Raw genomic sequence first — 20,717 nt, forward strand, 5'->3', positions numbered from 1 at the left:
TTTTAATTTTTATAGTTAATTAATTCATTTTCGATAAGTTTTAAACATTTTCTAACTTTTTCAATTTTTACATAGTGAAGTAGGAAACCAATTTGTTCTATCTCAATACTTATGTAGCGTGGACTGTATAATTGTTGAAAAATTTGTTTGTACCACATTAAGATGGTTTCCTCGTGATGGTTTTTGTTATTCGGATTGATTAATAAAATGGCATAACTAACCTCGGTCATGCCAATTAGTACTGAAATATCTAAGTCTGCTTTATCAAATTCATCAAGTTCTTTGTATAAATTTTCAAGAAACTCTTCAAGGTTTTTAACATGTTTAAAGGCTTTACTTTTCTGTAACTGTGGCAATAGTTTTTCATTACCCAAACTTTCAAGAACAAATGCAGTAAATATCATGTTGGAAAGGGCATCAAGGTATTGTCCGCTAAAGCGATCATCTGTGGCGTCTAGAGCTTCATTATAGTATTCAAAAGCTATTTTTAAATATTCAATTTCTTTTTTGGAATCTAAGTATTTGGCGGTGTGTTTATAGGTGTTACCAACAATATTCAAACGTCTGGCGTTACGTCCGGCCAAGGTTAAAAATTCTACGGTGGCAATGTACTTGGAAATAACCTCATTTACCGCATCAGGTTTTTTTGATTCTTTAGCCTTTAAAATATCACTTTTTACTACTGAAGAGAGCACCATACAATATTGTTCTAAAGCCTTAATGGAATAATTGCCATTATCGTGAACGAATAAGTTTGTGTATTTTTCATAGGCCACATTGCTCATGCCTAATTCGTCGTAAATCATCGCTTCTTTTTCAAGTACCATGGCATCTAGTAAATTGGATTCTTGGGCTAAGGTTATGTATTTATCCAATCGGATTTGTGCAGAATTTTTATCTTCTTTTTTATCTCGGATTGCAATTAGTAAATTGTCTAAATCCGTATGTATCTGGGATGCCACAACATATTCCTCTTTGTTTTGATTTAATCGTGTTCTATCTCTGAATTTATAAAATTGATTTCCATAACACTGATAAGCACCCCAGGTATTAGAATTACGGTATTTCTGATAACATTCCAAACGAGCCATTTGTACGGCGTTACCAAAATTGTAACCTTGGAACATACGCTCGTAAAAGGTTTCAGAAAATACTTTGGCAGCACCATCATTTACAGCCCAACCAGAAATGATAATGGCTTTAACGCCCATTTCAATAAGCTGGGTACCTATGTTGGCTGCTAAACGGTTCCGATTTTTACTATAAACATCGTCTTCAGCGTCAAGAACGCCAGAATAGCAACAATTTATAAAAATGAAATCGGGAACATAACCAATTTGATTTATCATAGCCGGGTCTATACAGATACCACTACCTATAGCTATACCCACATTACAATGTTCCGGATCGTATACACCATGGCCAGCAAAATGCATTATTTTGTAATGCTTGTTAAAAAGCTCCATCATAATGTTTTTAGCATTGGAATTTATTAAGGTATTAGTATTGTAGCCTGCTTTTTTTAGTTTAATGGCAACCCATTCGGCCTCCGCCTTGGCTGCTGGTAATTGCGGCAGTTCTTTTTGGTTGTAAATAGGGTCTCCCACAATGAAAGCCTCTATGTTATTTAAGGATACTTGGTTGTAGCGTACGGAATCTTCAGTAATAAGCTGTCTTATAAAACTTGAGGTGACCGAGGCAGGTGTTTCCGAAGCTGTATTGTCGTGTAATAATTCCCATGGGATTTGGGCTGCATGTTTGTCTAATTTTAAAACCAGATTGTTTTGATCTCTAAACTTTGTTTTGAAATCGTTGGGGACTAACATTTCAAACAAGGATTTGGATAATCGGACGTCCCAAGTTGAACTCGAAGACATTTCTTTTAGTAAATGATTAATTTTAAACAATCCGATACCAACCATTTCTTGCTCTACTCGAGCCAAACTGCTAGAAGAAAAATATTTAAATCCTATAATTTCATGTTCTTGGCCACAGGTTTTATCGTCGTTTTCAACACTATCAATGTGCAAATTGTACCACCAATCATATTCATTGGAATGGAACATTCTGCGTTTTTTAGCACCGGCTCGTTTTGTAATACCTTTATTCAATATGAAAGGAATACGATCGTCTGTGCCTTGTTGTCGCGATAAACTGAAATAGGCTTCACTAGCATAACTTTCGTAATAATTTATTATTTCAATTTCTTGAATTACCTCTAGGCCTTCTTTTGTATCTAAAATTTGATTATTGGCTTTTGAAACACCTAGTAAAATACCTTTTACAGAGTCTTCTACAGATAGTTTCCCGTAACCACTTCCAATTAGCACGAAGGATATACCTTTGGCGTATTTTTTGGCTCTAGAAAGCGTGTAGTTGTCGCGCATAAACATGGCATATTTAAGTGTGGCCTGTTTTACCGCATTTGAAAGTAGGTAATGGGTAAGACCTTCGGTACTTCCCAATCCACATACAATGGCGCCTTTTGGTTGGGTGTCTAAGTTAAAAAACACTTCACTTTCTCCAACCTGTCCTGGATAATAGCCAATACCCATTCTTTGTGAAAGACGTTTTTCTAAATAATTATCCAGAGCTTTTTCGGCACTTAAAATAAGGTCCATAAAGAAATGCCCCACCATAACGGGGTAGGAGGCTACCCTTAAATCGCCATGAATAACCTTAACATTGAAATAAGAATTTTTTGCTTTTTCCTGTTTTTTTATGTCGAAAATAGCATTGAGTACGGCATCGGAATTGTAAGCAGGTTCTGGTGCTTCATACACTTCAGAAATAACTTCTCCACCTCTTGATGCCGGTTTTTGGGTACTAAGTGCATTGGTGCTTCCAGTGGACAAAATTTCAGAAATCCCTTGAAAGATTTCAGGATCGTTTGCCAAATCGCCATGCGATGTTTGGGAATAAAACAAATGATTACTCCCCAGCAATTGTTTCGGGATTCCCGATGCCCAAGTAACACTGCCGTCTCCAAAAGATGTTGCCTTGTAAACTAATTTTCGTTTACTTGATAAAAAACGATTTTGTAAGCTGTAATCAAATACGGTTTTGTCTGCTTGTCCGCAGATGTAAAATATGTTTTTAAAGGTTTTTTCTTCTAAAGCATTTAGGTAGTCCTGAACATTTTTTCTATAGTCTTTAAACCCCGACAACGATTTTGTGTTGGTGTCTGGGTTCGGCATATTTTTTAAATCCGCTTCACTATCTAAGTCTTTCCAAAATTTAGGATCCCAAAAATCACGATTTGTTCCTTCTTCAATAGGTAACAATTCAAATATACCTGGATATTTCCAAAATATTTTTAAGAGGTCCGCTCTATTATTTTTAAAATCGATTGCGGCTAGTTGCTTCACTCTACTGCTATGGCCTGTAAGCACTTCCATTATTAAATAGGAGCCGAGCCAAGGGGTGCCCAACATGATGAATTTATTAGATTCGTTTCGGTTAAATTCCGACCATACATTGGAAAAATCCATCATGAGTTGGCGAACAAGTAACCCACCCATAGAATGAGCAATGATATGAATTTTTATGTTTTGATATTTTAATACAGATTCTATTTTGTCTTTTAAAATTTTTGCTGCGTCTTTTAAAGATTTTCGCCAATCGAATTCCATCGTAATTACATCGTATTGCTCTAAAAGATGTTCTGCTAAATTGTTGTAATATTTTTCAATAACGCCCGTTGCTTCTACATTACTGGCACTTATATTCAGGCTCTTGGTTATACCACCATCATTTAACTTTCGCATATCTACCCAGAGGTGGTCGCCGTTATGCGCTATGGTAGAACCCATGATACCTGGTACAATTATAACCACATCTCTCGTGATTTTTTCGGGAGCATAGCGAATGCCTTTAAGAGAAAGTGCATCTAATAATACACCGCGTTCACCATTAATATATTCCGATTTTGTAAACAAGGTTACATGGTTTTGACTGGATGCATTTAAAGCTTCTAAAATAGCCGGGCAGGAGCCATTTTCTGAAAAATAATTAAAATGATTGGTGTCGCTACCTTGCGAAACATGTTTATAGATGCCATTTTTTCTAACAACACCATGTTCCATGCGTCGGGTGTCTACCACCAAATCGTTTGCTTCCTGATAAAATAGATTTGCAAGGATTACTTTTAAAGAACTGAAGTTGATACCACCAACTTCCGAATCACCTGCAATATTATATAAGTCACTTTCTACCACCGAGCCAGAAATGTTCATCATTTTTTGAAACATGGATTCAGGCATCATGGCATTTAAGCCAGGTAAGATGTCTGGGTTATCTTTTTGACTAACCAGTTCTAGAAGAAATCCTTTAACCGTATGGTACAGTGGATTGGCTATGCCAAACGCAATAGAAACGGCATTTAAAAACAAATTAAAAAAATGATCTATACGACGTGAAAGTATAGTGGTTCCGCTAGCCGGAGCAGCAACACGTATCACTTTATTTACCGTTAGTTTTTTGTTTTTAGCTATTTTATTAATAGCCTCCATGAATTCGTAATGTGCTTTTTCGCCTTCACTTTTTAGAATGTTTATTTCATTGGTACTAAATCCTACAACGTTGTTTCTATAATCGCATTTTGCTAATATATCTGCTACAAGACCGCCTCTAGAATGACTTATTATGTCTATAGTACATCCATTAGGACAAGCATTTAAAAAATCCAAGGCATTTTGAAGAGGACTTACGGAAAGGGTATAATGATCCAAGGCCCAAATTCGGTTGCCATATTTACCAACAATATCATTCCATGCAGAGTTGTTACTGTTTAATTTTTGAAATGCATCCATGGATGTGGATAAGGTACCGTGAAGCAATAGTAAAAAAGGCTTTGATGTATTACTAGGTGGGCTATACTTTATTCTTTTAAAATTTGAATCTACTAGATATAAACCAGGATTTGGTTGAATTTTTTTATCATAAGATTTAGCTAAATCCATAATAGCAACTTCGGCCACTTTTTTAGGAGAAAAAACGCTAAAAACTTTAACCAAAGCACGTTTTATAACACCACGATTGGCATCTTCGGATATAATTTGTATATCGAAAATATAATCTTCGGCTGCTAATGAACGCTTGGCTAAGGTTTTATTGTCATAAATAGCTTGTACATCTTCTGGATGTCCAATCCACTCCGTGTTATCAGTGAACTGAATGGCAATAAGGTCATTTTCTTCAAGTTTAATGGTGTTAATAGTATTGTTGGAACGATTTGAAGTCACCTCAATGTAAGATTTTAACTCAAATTGTTGTTCAAGCGTGTTAGGAATCGTGTGGTTAAACGATTTCACATCATGCTCTATTCCTAATATTTTAGCCGTTTTAGTCATAGTTTAGTTTTTAATATTTAAAAAAGGAATTCTAATTCTGGTAAGCTTGAATAAATTGAAGATAGACTGCTTTGAAAAAGTGTATTCAAAGTGGTAAAGGTGAATTTGATTATATTCATAGCAATTTCAATTTTTTAATCTTTAAAAAATAAAGCACTTAACAAATTCTAGATTTTTAATCTTAGAATATGCCAGGTCAACATGAAATGTATGCGCATAAATTTCATTTATAAAAAATGATTTTATAATACACATTGCTATTAAAAAGTAATAAGTGGGGGACTAATAAAAATTAGGTGTAGGGAATGATTTAAAATTAATAAATTAAACCTAACTATCAAAGAATTAATGTGTTATTTTATTTTTGTGTGTAAAATTACATCATTTTTGGAGGCCATGGAATCTAGGAAACTCACTGTTTAAGCCTTCTAACGTATTAATTGAAAATGCTTGTTAAAACTAAAAGCATAGGGTATAATAGTAAAATAAATGGAAATTGAAATTGAAGAAAATGGATTTATGGTACAGGATCATAGCCCGATCCACCCCAAGGGTGACAACTAAAAATACGTTTTATTGCTAACCAGCCACCTTTAAATAATCCATGTTTTTGTAATGCTTCTTTGGTGTAATGGGAGCATGTAGGTTGGTATCTACAAGATGCAGGTGTTAATGGTGATATTACGGTTTGATATACTTTTATCAGAAATAGGAATGGGGCTATGAGTAATTTCTTCAAAATTTTGGTTTAGTTGTTTGTTATTAAGTTGTTTAGTCGAAACAGACTATTTAACTTAACAACAAACGACATTAAGATAAATTAAACTAGGACAAACTAAAAGTTGTGCCTTCTTTTCCATCTTTTAACATTATACCAGCCTCGGCCAATTCATCACGAATTTTATCCGATAAAGCAAAGTCTTTATTGGCTCTTGCTTCTTGCCTTAATTTAATTAAAATATCAACGGCGCTTGATAATTTATCGGTGCCTGATTCTTTTTTAGTCACATTTTCTAAACCTAAAACATCAAAAGTAAAAATGTTGATAGTGTTTTTTAAAAGGGCTAAATCTTCCGCAGTTACCGAAGCAGTACCTTCTTTTATTTGATTAATATATTTTACGGCCTCAAATAAATTAGCAATTAAAATAGGTGAGTTAAAATCATCATTCATTGCATTATAACATGCTTGTTTCCATGTTTGAATATCTATTGTTGAGGTTTCTGAAGCTTTTAAATTATCTAGAAAATTAATAGCGTCCATTAATCGGAAAAACCCTTTTTCACTTGCCAATAAACCATCATCTGTTAAATCGAGAACGCTTCTGTAATGTGCTTGAGCTATAAAAAATCGAATTACGCTTGGTGCGAATGCTTTGCTGAAAAATTTATTATTTCCAGAAAGTAATTCATCAGGGTTAACGGTGTTTCCTGTGGATTTAGACATGCGTTGCCCGTTTAACTCTAGCATATTAGCGTGCATCCAGTAATTTACAGGCGATTGCCCTTTGGCTGCTTCATTTTGTGCAATTTCACATTCGTGGTGTGGAAATTTTAAATCCATACCACCACCATGAATATCAAATTGGTCACCAAGATATTTTGTGCTCATGGCAGTACATTCTAGGTGCCAACCAGGAAATCCGTCACCCCAAGGTGATGGCCAACGCATAATATGTTGCGGCTCCGCTTTTTTCCAAAGTGCAAAATCTTGCGGATTTTTTTTATCACTCTGTCCGTCTAATTCGCGTGTGTTGTGTATTAAATCTTCTAACTTACGTTTGCTTAATTTTCCGTAATCGTTGGTTTCATTAAATTTATGAACATCAAAATACACGGAACCGTTTACTACGTAAGCGAATCCGTTATTAATTATGTCTTTTATAAGTTCAATTTGTTCAATGATGTGCCCAGTTGCCGTTGGCTCTATACTTGGTGGTAAAAAATTGAACGTGTTTAGTATATTATGAAAATCTACGGTATAGCGCTGTACTACTTCCATAGGTTCTATTTGTTCTAATCGTGCTTTTTTGGTGATTTTATCTTCACCAGCATCGGCATCATTTTCTAAATGACCTGCATCGGTAATGTTTCTTACATAACGCACTTTATAACCTAAATGCTTTAAGTAGCGAAAAATCATATCAAACGACATGAAGGTTCTAACGTTTCCTAAGTGCACATTACTATATACGGTTGGTCCACAAACATACATCCCAATATAACCTTCCGTAATGGATTTGAATGTTTCTTTGGTGCCGGTGAGTGAATTGTATATTTTTATTTGATGGTCTTTGTATAGTTGCATACCAGTTCTTGGTTGGTTTTTAGTTCTTGGCTAGCAGTTGTTGTTTCAATTCGACTTAACAACTCTCAATTCAAAAAACAAACATTTTAGAATTTTGTTTCTAATTTTATATAATCCAAAAATTCTCTTCGAGTAGATTCTTCTTTAAATTTTCCACCAAATTCTGAAGTTACGGTACTACTTTCAATATCGCGGATACCTCTTGAATTCACACATAAATGTTTGGCATCAATAACGCAGGCAACATCATCTGTATTTAAAACTTCTTGAAGTTCTTTTACAATTTGGATGGTGAGACGTTCTTGAACTTGCGGACGCTTTGCGTAGTAATCAACAATTCGATTCATTTTTGATAAACCTACAACCGAGCCATTTGATATATAAGCAATATGTGCTTTTCCAACAATAGGAAGTAAATGATGCTCGCAAGTTGAATATACTGTAATGTTTTTTTCAACAAGCATTTCACCATATTTGTATTTGTTATCAAAGGTAGATGCACTAGGCTTTCTTTTTGGGTCTAATCCTCCAAAAATTTCTTTAACAAACATTTTAGCCACCCGATTTGGTGTGCCGTTTAAACTATCGTCTGTTAAATCTAAACCTAAGGTTTCCATAATGTGGCGAACATCATCCTTAATTATTTCTATTTTTTCTTCATTAGTAAGTTTAAAAGCGTCGGCTCTTAAAGGTGTATCGGATGAGGTTCCAATATGATCTTCTCCTAATGATTCAAATTCTTCTATGTTGTTTTCAATTTTCATGTATCAACTAAGTCACTATTTTAGGGTGCAAAGATAAGTAAAACACTTTTCTTATGTTTTGTATTATTGAACAAATAATTTTCTTGGGTTTGTCGGCTTTAAATACATCTAATTACATAAAAATAAAAAAGCTTGAATATTTAAATTCAAGCTTTTAAATATTTTCAAAATATTGTTTTAAATATTGAAACTTAAAGAAAAAGTTATGTTGGAGTTTGTTCTGTCTATAATTGCAGCATCGGTTAAGCCAACATTGTATAATGGCGTTTCATTTGTGCGATTAGCTTGGTCATAAGTTATATCCAATTTGGTGTTTCCAAAGTTATAACCAATACCTAAGGAATAGCCTGTTAAATCGCCAACGGTTACTCCATCTCTATATGGACTTTCTTCAAAACGATACCCACCTCTAAAACTAAACTGATTCACTTTGTACTCACCACCAATTCTATAAGTGGCAGCATCGGTTAAAGTGTTGGTAATGTTTGTATTTTGATTTGCAAAAAACGTATCTGAAGTTGGTTTAAATTTTGTTTTACTATAATCTTTTTTAGAATAATCAAAACTCAATAAGCCTTGTGTTCCAAATACATAAGCTAAACTTCCTGTTATTTTTGAAGGGGTTTGTAGTTTGTATTGTGGATACACATTAACAATATCTCTTATATAATGAATATCATCTGCGGCTTCATTAGTATTTATATACTGTGTAGTTTCTTCTTCTATGGTGTACCAGGTAGGAGAATCGAAGGTTAATCCAACTCTAAATTCTTGACTTACTTTTAAGATACCACCCAATTGAAATGAAAATCCGTTTCCTCTGGTTGATAAACTGTTATCAAAATCAATTTCTGTAATTAAATTACCATTTGAATTGTCTTCCAATAATGATGACGTACGATTGTAATTAATAAAATGCGAATTAAGATTTACACCCAAATATAAGTTGTCTTCATATTGGGTTGCAAAGTTGAATGAAATTTTTCCATTGTAACCTGTTGACGCATAAAGATAATCGTGATAAAAATCTCCTGCATTCACATTAGCATAATATTCAGTATTATTATCGTCGTTAGTAACAGGCTCAAGTATGTACGATTGATAACCTAAAAAAGCTTGTTGTGGTTTAAAACCATAGCTATTTCCTATGTTATTGTATGCTACTTCAACATAACGACCGTTTAATGAAATGTCTTGTAAGTGAACACCGTTTGCATAGTCGTAAAAGTAGCTGGCAATGGAGTTACTAAAATTACCATCATCATTAGTATTTAAACCAACAGCATTCCAAGTATCATCGTAATTATTGGTTCTTTCATAGGCAATTCCAAAAGTGAATTTGCGCCATGGTGAATTACTCCTTGTAGCAAACACAAAAGAAGCACCACCTTGGTTAACATCAAAATTAGAATTCCCACTAGTTGTTAATCCATTAAAATATCTTGTATCGTTATTAAAATCAACATTTGAAAGTGAAAACGATGCGTGACTTTGGCTAAATACTGCCGCGCCAGCAGGATTTATACTTACGGCACTCATATCACCACCCAACGCGCCAAATGCACCACTTAATGCTCTAAAACGAGCAGTTCCTTGAATTTCACTTTGTGAATATCGTAATGCATCCGAGATGTCTTGTGCACTTAAAGAGTACACTGATAATATGCCTATAAGCAGTAGGTTTAACTTTTTCATAGATTATATTTTTTGTTTTTACAGGTGGGATATGACTTCCATAAATGCTATTTACTGATTACTGAAAAGATATTATGGAAGCTTTATTTTTTTTATTTCGTTTTAATAGATTTATCCGCGACGTCCTCCGCTACTTGAAGAACCAGAACTTCTGCTAGAGCTACCGCTTGAAGTGCTAGAACGACTTGATGAAGAGGAACTAGAACTTCTACTTGGTGTGTAAGACGAGTTGTTCGAAGAAGAAGGTGTTGAATAAGTTCGTGAACTCGTATTGCTGCTTCTTGTTGGTACATTAATAGTACTAGAACTTCTTCTCACTGTAGAGGATGACGATCTTGATGTAGAATTCGCCGAAGGTGTAGTATAAGTTCCGGATCTTCCTGTATTTGAGTAAACACGCGTTCCACTTGAATAGTTTTTACTAGTATTATAAGAAGCCGTTGGAGAACTTGTTCCTACACTGCTTCTTCTTGTGGTTGTATTATATTTTGAAATATTACTAGAAGTAGTACCAGAGCTAACACCGCTACTTCGTCTGGAAGTGCTGTAAGCACTGTTATTTACATTGCCAGAATTTGTTGCGTAATTACTGCCTCTTCGGCTTGCGCTGTATGAAACATTGCGTCTATCATATACTCGGTTATTGCCGTAGTACACATTATTATATCTATAGTTTCCGTAATATCCGTAAGGGTTTCCGTAGTAACCATAAACCCAAGGGTCATAAAAACCCCAATTATTGTAGTAACCACCATAAAAACCAGTGTTCCAGTACGGGCTGTAGCCCCAATTGTTCCATCTATTCCAACCCCAATTTGTATAGCCAAAACCAAAACCTGCATTCCAGCCCCAATTGTTCCAACCCCAATTGTTCCAACCATTATCTATATAGTTTATGGTTACACTAGAATTTGTTTGTCCCCAACCACCATAACCTTGGTAATCATTATATAAGGTGTCGTTTTGCACATAATTATCGCTTTCATAAGCGTCAATATCTGTAAAAATTTCATCATTAGGCATCATGTATTCAGTTTCTAATGATTTGTTTTTAAAATAGTTTTGATAATAATTGCTATTTGAATTTTGAGGTGTATCAACAACAGCATCTTCATAAACCACGGTTCTTGTTGTACTTCCGTAAATACCATCACTTTCTACCCCAACATATTGATAAGAACCACATGAGTATAAGCCAAGTACTAAGCTAAGAATTGCCAAGTATGGCATTTTTTTAATTAAGTAGGTTTTAAATTGCATATCTCTTGATTTTTATTGTTGAACATAACAAAAATAGTTAGTTTTGCTGAACTATTTTTATATTTAACATAGACACAATATTTGTGCCAAAACAACAATATGAGTAAAAAACTTACTAGTAGGGCGGAAGATTATTCCAAATGGTATAATGAATTGGTTGTGAAAGCAGACCTGGCGGAGAATTCAGCGGTTCGTGGCTGCATGGTCATTAAACCTTATGGCTATGCTATTTGGGAAAAAATGCAAGCAGAATTGGATAAAATGTTTAAAGAAACAGGACACCAAAATGCTTATTTTCCATTATTTGTGCCTAAAAGTTTATTTGAGGCAGAAGAAAAAAATGCCGAAGGTTTTGCGAAAGAATGTGCTATTGTAACGCATTATAGGTTACAAGCCGATCCTGATAAGCCGGGGAAATTACGTGTAGATCCTGAAGCCAAACTGGAAGAGGAGCTTATTGTAAGACCAACAAGTGAAGCTATTATTTGGAACACTTACAGAAACTGGATACAATCTTATAGAGACTTACCTATATTAATTAACCAGTGGGCCAATGTGGTGCGTTGGGAAATGCGTACCCGTTTGTTTTTGCGAACAGCAGAGTTTTTATGGCAAGAAGGACATACAGCTCATCAAAATAAAGCAGAAGCTATGGCGGAAGCAAGATTGATGAATGATATATATGCAACTTTTGCTGAAAATTTCATGGCGATTCCTGTAGTACAGGGGGTAAAAACTGAAAGTGAGCGTTTTGCAGGTGCAGATGAAACCTTTTGTATAGAAGCATTAATGCAGGATGGAAAAGCATTACAAGCTGGAACATCGCATTTTCTTGGACAGAATTTTGCGAAAGCGTTTGATGTTAAGTTTGCAACAAAAGAAGGCACACAAGATTATGTATGGGCAACTTCATGGGGGGTTTCAACCCGATTGATGGGGGCTTTAATTATGACGCATAGTGATGATAATGGATTAGTACTACCTCCAAGTTTAGCGCCTAACCAGGTTGTAATTGTACCTATATATAAGAGTGAAGAAGAATTTGCAGCAGTATCTGAAGTCGCAAATAGCATTTTAAAAGACTTAAGAACAAAAGGTGTTACAGTTAAGTTTGATGACAGAGATACACAGCGTCCGGGAGCGAAGTTTGCACAACATGAACTACAAGGAGTGCCTTTGCGTATTGCCATTGGACCAAAAGATTTACAAAATGGCACCGTAGAGCTAGCCAGACGCGATACCTTAACTAAATCGGTGGTTTCTTTAGATGATTTAACAATCACTGTTGAAAATTTATTAAAAGAGATTCAAGAGGCATTATTTAAAAAGGCTTTGGATTTTAGGGATTCTCATATAACAGAAGTGAATTCTTTTGAAGAATTTAAAGATGTTTTAGAGAAAAAGACAGGATTTATTTCAGCGCATTGGGATGGTACCAATGAAACGGAAGAAAAAATAAAAGAGCTTACAAAAGCCACTATTAGATGTATTCCTTTGGAAATGAAGGAGGAAGAAGGGCTGTGTGTGTATTCTGGAAAACCTTCAAAAGGAAGGGTATTATTTGCAAAAGCATACTAATTAAATTTTTTTTTAAAAAAGTTTGTCAAGGTGTTGCAACATTTAAAAATAGTTGTATTTTTGCATCCGCAATGGAAACGTTGTGAGTTATTTGAAAAATGCAAAGCAAAAAAAAATTAAAATTTAAGTTGTAGATTTAAAAATTAAATTTATCTTTGCGCACTCAAAACAAAATGGCCCGTTCGTCTATCGGCTAGGACGCCAGGTTTTCATCCTGGTAAGAGGGGTTCGATTCCCCTACGGGCTACAATTTTTTAAAAAGAAATATAAAGTATAAAATGGCAAATCATAAGTCAGCATTAAAAAGAATTAGAAGTAACGAGGCTAAACGTTTAGTTAACAAGTATCAGCATAAAACAACTCGTAATGCTATTAAAAGATTACGTGAATTAACTGATAAAGCAGAGGCTGAAGCGTTATATCCATCTGTAGTATCTATGCTTGATAAATTAGCTAAGAAAAATGTTATACATTTTAACAAAGCGGCTAATCTTAAGTCTGGATTATCTAAGCACATTGCAGCGCTTTAAGATAAGCATTTTAAAAATATTTAAAAGCTTCTCAATTTTGAGAAGCTTTTTTTTTGACTAATAATTTTAGTTACGGATTTACGTACTAAAAAATAAATAGTAAAATCATTTAAAAAATTACCTTATTTGATTTCTAAAAAATTAAATTTGCAATTATAACGAGTTAATTATTCACATAATATTACCCCTTTGGAAAATAAAGCTGCACTTAAATTAATAGACAAAATTCTGGATGATCTGGATAAAACTGGTATTAATACAGATACATTAATTGATGACATTAAAAAATTAAGAACTTATGCTTTAGAAATGCAAGTTCCGTTAGTAGTAAAGGTTCTTAGGCTTACCTATGAACATATTGAAGCTAATGAAACATTTCTTATTCCTATGCTAGTTGATGAAGACGCAGAGGAGGAGGTTATTGTAGAAAATGAGCCTGTTGAAAGTTTAAAGTATTTAATAGCGCTTACAAGAAACTTAAATAATAAAATTAATATTGCCGATTTAAAGGAATATAGAGATCTTTTAAACGCTTATTAAACGTTATTTAATATAGATTATAAAAAAGACTGCTAAGGATAGCAGTCTTTTTCGCTTTAACCAACTTTAAGTGAAGAAACAACAATTTGGGGTTTTTTGTTTAAATCATCATTTTATTTATCGTTAATGTGTTAAGGAAGCTTTTAAGGCATATTTTCGCCTCTTAACTCTCATGAATTTTGTGACTTTTAGTTTGTAGTACTCATACATAATTATAAAACTTATTACTGCACTTACAACAAAGAACACTATAAATTTTACCTTAAAATAGATAAGTCCAGCTAATATACCTCCAGAAAGATAAGCAATGGCAATAGCCAATAATACACTTAATTTCCCTCTTAAGAGTTTGTTATTTCGGTATTCCTTTTTAGTAAACATGGCTGTAAGTATACCTACATCGGTTGTTAATCCTGTTAAATGCGTCACTTTTACAGAAAAGTTTGAGATGCTGGCTGTTAATCCATTTTGTAACCCCATTGCAAAAAGCATTAAGCCAATCATTATTTCTGTTTCGGTTAGTGTCTCCAAATAGAAAAAATGCCCATAAAATCCAACGCCAACAAGGCAAATAATTTCCAATATGAGGGGAGCCGAATGAGCAAAATAGGAGTTCTTTTTATTGAAATTTATAATAATTAAGTTAGAAGTGAAATTTCCAATGAAAAATAGAAATATCCAGGCGAATACCACCGAAGCCTGATACCAGTTTCCTTTAGATATTTCTTCGGCTAAAATCGCATAGTGACCTGTTACATTTGAAGTAAATGCAAAAAACACTATCAGCGACGTTACATTTACCATACCAGCTGAGAATGCGGATAACGATCCTAGCTGTATATTATCCCTTAAGGTTCTGTTATTACTATGTTTTCTGAGCATATTCTTTATCTTTAATTCTTTCAAATATCATCTTAACAATGCCTTTTGCTTGTATGTCCGAGCTAAAATGCAATACCATTCTATCTTCATCCAGAATTTGAATATTGTAATGTTCTACCTTTTCAGAACTGTGATTCAGTTTTAAAATATTCCCTCTTCCTTTTAGAGTCCACGTAAGTACTTCGTCTTTTTTATCTTGATTTAAGGCTAATAATCCATTTGGTTTAAAGTTCCAAACTTCTGCTTCGTGTATAATTAAATCTTTACTTATCTCGTTTTTTATAGATTTATTTATCTTTTTTCCAAATATTGTATTATCCACCTTTTCATATTCCCACGACACTTCTTTCCATTTACCTTGAATGTTTGCTGTAGGGGGTATTAAGGTCATTGTGTTATAGATTGCTATAATAAATCCAATTGCCAATAACGTTGTAGATAAAAAAGCAATATGGACTATGTTTTTTAAATTCATGATCATGAAGTTATAAGTTTGAATAAACTGCTGTGCGTTACAGGAGCATTTTCTTTTACACATTGAACGGTTGATATGTGTAAATCGGACTTTCTAATAAATGTTGTTATGTTAAAACCTCCCTTAAATTTGTTATCGAAATAGGTGTCATCTTCTGGAATTACACTATGGGTTGCACGGTGAGATGAGATGAAATTGTTGAAGGCATTTTGATTGAAGCCATGAAAAACGTCAATTTTAAATGAATTGATTTTAGACTTGTATTTATTTGAAATAATTTCCTTAGCTTCAATAAAATCTTCATCTTGGAGATTCAAAATAAATTTGTTCTTAGAAAGATAAAGAAGATCCATGGCAGACCAAGGTAGTTTTTTACCATAGGCCAAAATAATATTGACTTTTGATTCTTGTTCATCATTTAATGCGTTTTTAACTAACGAAAGTGAATCAATTGTGAAGTCTGTTGGAATAAGAATTGTTTTCATAGATTGTGCTTTTTTTTTATTGTTTTAAGCAAATCTATCCCAGTGATTTTAGAAGGGTTTTAAAATGAGATTAAAATGTCATTAGAAAAGATGTTAAGAAAATTTAAAAAGAGGTAATTTAATTTCAACTACGGTACCTTCATTTTCTTTTGAAGACACGGTTAATTCTCCGTTGTGAAGCTTAATAACATTTCGTGTAAGGGGTAGGCCGATGCCATAGCCTTCATGAATACCAACGTTTGAGGCTCTAAAGAACGGATCGTAAATATAAGGCATGTCTTTTTCTGGAATACCTATGCCATTATCCTTAACAATAACAATAGCATATTTTTCTGAAACGGCTAAGGCAATATTTACATCTTTTTTGTTGGAGTACTTACAAGCATTCATTATTAAATTAGAAAGTGCAAGTTCTAATAGTTGGGAATTACCCATAACTTTTAGTTTATCTGAAGTTTCAGGAAGCAAACTAAAATCTATATGTATTTTAGTATTACTATATAACTTTTCTACGGTTTGCACGGTATCAATAAGAACTTGGTCAACACGTAATAGTTTATTTTTTTGAACTTTGCCATTAAAACCAGTTTGGGCTAAGTACAAAAGTGCTTGGGTTTTTTTACTTAGTTTTTCGGCTTCTTCTAATATATTGTTTAGCGAGTTTATATATTCTTCAGATTCGCGTTTTTTTGTAAGTGTTACTTCTGCTTCTCCTATTATATTAGTTAATGGAGTGTTTAGCTCGTGCGAGGCATTACTAATAAAATTGTTTTGTGTTTCAAACGATGTTTCCAGCCTATTTAGCATGTTGTTGAAAGTAAGGGCAAGTAATTTTAGCTCAGATTTTTTTTGAGGCACCTCCAACCTTAAATTTAAATTTTTAGTACTTATAGAGTTCATACGGTTTATAATACGCTTTAACGGCCTAAACACTAAGCGGGAAAAAAAGTATGAAATAAGAACAATTATTATAATTGAAAATATTACGGCTGTAATTAAAGAATTCCTTAAATAGGCCATATGGTGGGTGCTATAATAATTTTCAGCTGAAGCAAAAACTAAATAGTTTTTGTTTTTTGATGAGGTATAGTAAACTAAGGAATAAAATGTTTTATCATTTTTATAAAATGCCCGTTTCTCATTAATACCTCTATTAATGAATGAATTGGGAAGGTTTGTTTTTTTTAATTCATTTTGATGATTATCGGATGATAAGTCTATAATGGTAATTTTTTCATTCGGGAGTTTTTCTAGATATTCACGCCTTATTTCTTTTATTGCTTTTACATCGTTGTCTTTTTCTAGCTGAATGGTAGCAGAAGTTATGGCTCTGATTTCTAGTCGTTTGAAAAAATCGTCGTAAGCATAGTCAGCTATAGAATAGTAAATAAATCCACTAAACATTAAAGTGAATAAAAGAAAAATAGACGATAAGAAAATAATTATTTTATTTTGTGTTTTCATCCGATTCTTTTAGAACGTACCCCATACCAATAATGGTTTGAATGAGTCTTGTTGGATTTATTCGTTCTAGTTTTTTTCTAAGGTAATTGATATAAACATCAACCACATTAGTACCTAAATTGAAATTAATTCCCCAAACATTTTCTAAGATAGTATTTCTTGAGATTACACGTTCTTTGTTTTTTAAAAAAAGAAGTAATAATTTATATTCTGTTAGAGTTAAGTTTAGCTCTGTTCCATTTCTTTTAGCGATTTTTTTAGAATCATTAACTTCTATGTCCGCATATTTATAGATGTCATCGTCATCTAATTTATATTCGTAATCTTCAGAGCGTCTTATTAAACTATTTATTCTAGCGGTGAGTTCAATAAACTTAAATGGTTTTACCAAATAATCGTCTGCGCCACTATTAAGTCCATGTGCTATATTTTCCACACTGCCCAAAGCAGTTAAAAATAAAATGGGAGCTTGTTGTTTGCTATTTCGGATTGTTTTGCATATTTCAATCCCGTTGATATCAGGAAGCATAATATCTATAATGATAATACTGAATTTATTACCAAGGGCCCACTCAAGACCCTGATTGCCATTTAAAGCGACTGTAACCTCAAAACCTAGTTCAGAAAGACCTTTGTTTATAAAAGAACAGACCTTTATATCGTCTTCAATTAATAGAACCTTTTTTCCTGTATTAGGCATAAGACAAGGGCAATTTTTTAAAATGGAAAAATAATAAAAAAAGATGTTTTTCTTTTAAATTTATGAAAAACATCTTTTTTATCTACTATAAAGTTTAACCATTCATTGAGATTAAAAACTCTTCGTTGTTTCTGGTTTGTTTGAAACGGTCGTTAATAAATTCCATGGCTTCTACAGGATTCATGTCAGCTAGGTATTTACGCATTACCCACATACGTTGTATGGTGTTTTCGTCTAATAATAAATCGTCACGACGCGTACTTGAAGATGTTAAATCGATAGCAGGGAAAATACGACGGTTAGATATTTTTCTATCCAACTGAAGTTCCATATTTCCAGTTCCTTTAAATTCTTCAAAAATAACTTCATCCATTTTAGAACCTGTTTCCGTAAGGGCCGTAGCAATAATGGTTAAAGAACCACCATTTTCAATGTTACGAGCAGCACCAAAGAAACGTTTTGGTTTGTGTAGTGCATTAGCATCAACACCACCACTTAATATTTTACCAGATGCTGGCTGAACGGTGTTGTAGGCTCTTGCTAAACGGGTTATGGAATCCAAAAGGATGACCACATCATGTCCGCATTCTACCAAACGTTTTGCTTTTTCTAGAACGATATCGGCAATTTTTACGTGTTCGTGTGCTTCTTTATCAAAGGTAGAGGCAATAACCTCACCACGTACATTTCGTTGCATATCGGTTACCTCTTCCGGACGCTCGTCAATAAGTAAAATCATTAAATATACTTCAGGATGGTTGGCAGCTATAGCGTTGGCAACATCCTTTAATAACATGGTTTTACCAGTTTTTGGTTGTGATACAATCATACCACGTTGGCCTTTTCCAATAGGGGCAAACAAATCCATAATTCGTGTGGAAATGGTACTTTGTTTTTCAGCAATATTGAATTTTTCCTTTGGAAAGAGTGGGGTTAAATGTTCAAAAGACACACGGTCTCTTACCACTTCTGGTTTCTGACCATTAATTCTAATAACTTTAATTAATGGAAAATATTTTTCACCTTCTTTTGGTGGGCGTACATTACCTAATACAGTATCTCCTTTTTTCAAACCAAATAATCTGATTTGCGATTGCGATACATAAATATCATCCGGAGACGATAAATAATTATAATCAGATGAACGTAAAAACCCATAACCATCTTGCATAACATCTAAAACACCTTCACTCTCAATAATGGCATCAAATTCAAAATCTGGTTCGCGGTAACGGTTTCTAGTATCTTTATTCCCAGAATCAACATTACCATTTTTTTGGTTTTTATGTTGATTTTGATTTGGGTTCTGATTTTTTTGAGGCTGGTTATGTTCTCTTTTCTGAGGTTGTTTTTGCTGATGCTCCTTAGAACGGTCCGTTTGATTTTTTTGTTTCGGTGCGTTTTGTGGCGGATTTTGTTCCTCTTTCGCTTCCGGGGTAGGTGTGTTAGTAGTATCCGTGGCTTCAGTCTTAGCCTCTATAACAGTTTTGGTCTCTTGGGTTGTAGCCTCTTGTTTTGCAGGCGTATTTTTAACAGGTTTAGCAACACGTTGTCTTGGTCTTTTTACCACCTTTTTTTCAGGGGCACTTTCAGTAGCGGGTGCTGTAGGCTCTATTACGGCCTCAATTGCTTTTGGGTTCGCAGCCTGATGGTCTAGTATTTGGTAAACAAGATCCGATTTTTTTAGAGAACGGTACTTAGGGACCTTTAATTTTTGTGCAATCTCTTGTAAATCAGAGAGTTTCTTTTCGTTTAATTGAGAAATTTCAAACATAAATGTTTATTGAATATGTGTTTTGACTACTAATTTTGAGTTGTTCTGAAAAAAAAATGAGTTTTTTATTCTGAAGAATTAACAACCTCTACTTGTGGGTGTTGAGAATTATATTGCAATTATACGACTTTATTTTAATTTTTTACACTAATTTTTTAAAAGAAACTATTATTTTTGCGGTCGAGTAAATAATAAATTTATGTTACAACGCATCCAAACAGTTTACCTTTTTATAGCATTTCTTGCAAGTGCGGGGTTAATTTTTGTGTTACATTTATGGGTAACCAATAGCGATGTTGTGGTGTATGCTAAAGATAGTTTATTGTATTTGAGTCTGTTTTTAGGTTCGGCAATTCTATCCGTAGTATCTATTTTTAATTATAAAAACAGGAAGTTCCAATTTGTTTTGGGACGCCTTAACATGATATTAAACTTTATTTTATTAGGATTTTTTGTATATCAATCTCTAAATGTATCTGGAGAAACGGCGGTTTCTGAGAAAGGTATTGGGATGCTTATTCCTATTGTTTCTATCGTATTTTTGGCCCTTGCCAATAAGGCCATCAAGAAGGATGAAGATCTCGTAAAATCTGTAGATCGATTGCGATAAACCTTATATCTTAGTAGTATTAGTGCGTTAAAACCCAAAGTGAAAACTTTGGGTTTTTTTTGTTCCTTTCAGTTGGCTTAAGTGCTGTTTTTTATTTTACGGGCGTTACCCTAACGGGTCGGGCTATCCGTTACAAGTCCGCGCTCGTTCCTCGCTGTGGGCTTTTCACTGCTATCCCTAACGTATTTATCCGCCTTTCAAAACCTTTAAATAAAGAGCGCTGATACTTGGCAAGGTAGGAGTTTAAAAGGCATTTTGTTAAAACAAAAAAGTCTGGAATAGTTCCAGACTTTTTCAATTTT

16 protein-coding genes and 1 tRNA gene are annotated in these 20,717 nt (G+C 33.7%); 5 read left to right on the forward strand and 12 right to left on the reverse strand.

All coding sequences use genetic code 11. The features are described from left to right. Positions 1-2 precede the first annotated feature (2 nt). The 6 genes from ABYI63_RS10390 to ABYI63_RS10415 form a co-directional block, all read right to left on the reverse strand. Entirely contained in the window at positions 3-5,351 is a 5,349-nt protein-coding gene (locus ABYI63_RS10390) for a CHAT domain-containing protein (RefSeq protein ID WP_372756201.1), read from the reverse strand. Between the two features lie 517 nt (positions 5,352-5,868). Next, entirely contained in the window at positions 5,869-6,093 is a 225-nt protein-coding gene (gene yidD / locus ABYI63_RS10395) for a membrane protein insertion efficiency factor YidD (protein ID WP_372756275.1), read from the reverse strand. An 83-nt stretch (positions 6,094-6,176) separates the two neighbouring features. Continuing rightward, the gene (gene cysS, locus ABYI63_RS10400; RefSeq protein ID WP_372756203.1) at positions 6,177-7,658 is read right to left on the reverse strand and encodes a cysteine--tRNA ligase; all 1,482 of its coding nucleotides are present in this window, start codon (positions 7,656-7,658) and stop codon (positions 6,177-6,179) included. An 86-nt stretch (positions 7,659-7,744) separates the two neighbouring features. Then, on the reverse strand, positions 7,745-8,422 hold the full coding sequence (gene folE / locus ABYI63_RS10405; RefSeq protein WP_372756205.1) for a GTP cyclohydrolase I FolE: 678 nt from the start codon (positions 8,420-8,422) through the stop codon (positions 7,745-7,747). A 177-nt stretch (positions 8,423-8,599) separates the two neighbouring features. Further along, positions 8,600-10,117 carry an OmpP1/FadL family transporter gene (locus ABYI63_RS10410; protein WP_372756207.1) on the reverse strand — a complete coding sequence of 506 codons (1,518 nt, stop codon included), beginning with the start codon at positions 10,115-10,117 and terminating at the stop codon, positions 8,600-8,602. Positions 10,118-10,228: 111 nt separating this feature from the next. Further along, complete coding sequence (locus ABYI63_RS10415; RefSeq protein WP_372756209.1) at positions 10,229-11,377, reverse strand: hypothetical protein; 1,149 nt, start codon at positions 11,375-11,377, stop codon at positions 10,229-10,231. Positions 11,378-11,476: 99 nt separating this feature from the next. Between ABYI63_RS10415 and proS the strand changes: the two genes are divergently transcribed. The 4 genes from proS to ABYI63_RS10435 all read left to right on the forward strand — a co-directional run bounded on the left by proS (position 11,477) and on the right by ABYI63_RS10435 (position 14,025). Further along, positions 11,477-12,955, forward strand: a complete 1,479-nt coding sequence (gene proS, locus ABYI63_RS10420; RefSeq protein WP_372756211.1) for a proline--tRNA ligase — start codon at positions 11,477-11,479, stop codon at positions 12,953-12,955. Positions 12,956-13,130: 175 nt separating this feature from the next. After that, a tRNA-Glu gene (locus ABYI63_RS10425) sits at positions 13,131-13,202 on the forward strand. A 31-nt stretch (positions 13,203-13,233) separates the two neighbouring features. Next, positions 13,234-13,485, forward strand: a complete 252-nt coding sequence (gene rpsT, locus ABYI63_RS10430; protein WP_372756213.1) for a 30S ribosomal protein S20 — start codon at positions 13,234-13,236, stop codon at positions 13,483-13,485. Between the two features lie 189 nt (positions 13,486-13,674). After that, positions 13,675-14,025, forward strand: a complete 351-nt coding sequence (locus ABYI63_RS10435) for a hypothetical protein (protein WP_372756215.1) — start codon at positions 13,675-13,677, stop codon at positions 14,023-14,025. A gap of 123 nt (positions 14,026-14,148) precedes the next feature. Here the strand turns inward: ABYI63_RS10435 and ABYI63_RS10440 are convergent, their stop codons facing one another. The 6 genes from ABYI63_RS10440 to rho all read right to left on the reverse strand — a co-directional run bounded on the left by ABYI63_RS10440 (position 14,149) and on the right by rho (position 19,805). Then, the gene (locus ABYI63_RS10440; RefSeq protein ID WP_372756217.1) at positions 14,149-14,907 is read right to left on the reverse strand and encodes a YoaK family protein; all 759 of its coding nucleotides are present in this window, start codon (positions 14,905-14,907) and stop codon (positions 14,149-14,151) included. Beyond that, positions 14,891-15,382 (reverse strand): hypothetical protein, encoded by a 492-nt coding sequence (locus ABYI63_RS10445; protein ID WP_372756219.1) that lies wholly within the window; start codon positions 15,380-15,382, stop codon positions 14,891-14,893. Before ABYI63_RS10445 ends, ABYI63_RS10440 begins: the two co-directional genes overlap by 17 nt. 2 nt (positions 15,383-15,384) lie before the next feature. Then, positions 15,385-15,867 carry a hypothetical protein gene (locus ABYI63_RS10450; RefSeq protein ID WP_372756221.1) on the reverse strand — a complete coding sequence of 161 codons (483 nt, stop codon included), beginning with the start codon at positions 15,865-15,867 and terminating at the stop codon, positions 15,385-15,387. A gap of 93 nt (positions 15,868-15,960) precedes the next feature. After that, the gene (locus tag ABYI63_RS10455) at positions 15,961-17,331 is read right to left on the reverse strand and encodes an ATP-binding protein (protein ID WP_372756223.1); all 1,371 of its coding nucleotides are present in this window, start codon (positions 17,329-17,331) and stop codon (positions 15,961-15,963) included. After that, complete coding sequence (locus ABYI63_RS10460) at positions 17,315-18,031, reverse strand: response regulator transcription factor (protein ID WP_372756225.1); 717 nt, start codon at positions 18,029-18,031, stop codon at positions 17,315-17,317. The genes ABYI63_RS10455 and ABYI63_RS10460 overlap by 17 nt, the downstream gene beginning before the upstream one ends. 94 nt (positions 18,032-18,125) lie before the next feature. Beyond that, entirely contained in the window at positions 18,126-19,805 is a 1,680-nt protein-coding gene (gene rho / locus ABYI63_RS10465; protein ID WP_372756227.1) for a transcription termination factor Rho, read from the reverse strand. Between the two features lie 199 nt (positions 19,806-20,004). Here rho and ABYI63_RS10470 point away from each other — a divergent pair, with 199 nt between their 5' ends. Next, positions 20,005-20,415, forward strand: a complete 411-nt coding sequence (locus ABYI63_RS10470) for a DUF4293 domain-containing protein (protein ID WP_372756229.1) — start codon at positions 20,005-20,007, stop codon at positions 20,413-20,415. Positions 20,416-20,717: the final 302 nt, after the last annotated feature.

The organism is Mariniflexile sp., assembly GCF_041583155.1.
GTDB lineage: Bacteria > Bacteroidota > Bacteroidia > Flavobacteriales > Flavobacteriaceae > Mariniflexile.

Excerpts from the sequence above, each read along its gene's own strand:
- ABYI63_RS10455 (WP_372756223.1), bottom strand. The coding sequence starts at position 17,331 with ATGAAAACACAAAATAAAATAATTATTTTCTTATCGTCTATTTTTCTT.
- rho (WP_372756227.1), bottom strand. The coding sequence starts at position 19,805 with ATGTTTGAAATTTCTCAATTAAACGAAAAGAAACTCTCTGATTTACAA.
- ABYI63_RS10445 (WP_372756219.1), bottom strand. The coding sequence starts at position 15,382 with ATGAATTTAAAAAACATAGTCCATATTGCTTTTTTATCTACAACGTTA.
- cysS (WP_372756203.1), bottom strand. The coding sequence starts at position 7,658 with ATGCAACTATACAAAGACCATCAAATAAAAATATACAATTCACTCACC.
- ABYI63_RS10390 (WP_372756201.1), bottom strand. The coding sequence starts at position 5,351 with ATGACTAAAACGGCTAAAATATTAGGAATAGAGCATGATGTGAAATCG.
- ABYI63_RS10440 (WP_372756217.1), bottom strand. The coding sequence starts at position 14,907 with ATGCTCAGAAAACATAGTAATAACAGAACCTTAAGGGATAATATACAG.
- rpsT (WP_372756213.1), top strand. The coding sequence starts at position 13,234 with ATGGCAAATCATAAGTCAGCATTAAAAAGAATTAGAAGTAACGAGGCT.
- ABYI63_RS10460 (WP_372756225.1), bottom strand. The coding sequence starts at position 18,031 with ATGCCTAATACAGGAAAAAAGGTTCTATTAATTGAAGACGATATAAAG.
- ABYI63_RS10450 (WP_372756221.1), bottom strand. The coding sequence starts at position 15,867 with ATGAAAACAATTCTTATTCCAACAGACTTCACAATTGATTCACTTTCG.
- proS (WP_372756211.1), top strand. The coding sequence starts at position 11,477 with ATGAGTAAAAAACTTACTAGTAGGGCGGAAGATTATTCCAAATGGTAT.
- ABYI63_RS10415 (WP_372756209.1), bottom strand. The coding sequence starts at position 11,377 with ATGCAATTTAAAACCTACTTAATTAAAAAAATGCCATACTTGGCAATT.
- ABYI63_RS10470 (WP_372756229.1), top strand. The coding sequence starts at position 20,005 with ATGTTACAACGCATCCAAACAGTTTACCTTTTTATAGCATTTCTTGCA.
- folE (WP_372756205.1), bottom strand. The coding sequence starts at position 8,422 with ATGAAAATTGAAAACAACATAGAAGAATTTGAATCATTAGGAGAAGAT.
- ABYI63_RS10410 (WP_372756207.1), bottom strand. The coding sequence starts at position 10,117 with ATGAAAAAGTTAAACCTACTGCTTATAGGCATATTATCAGTGTACTCT.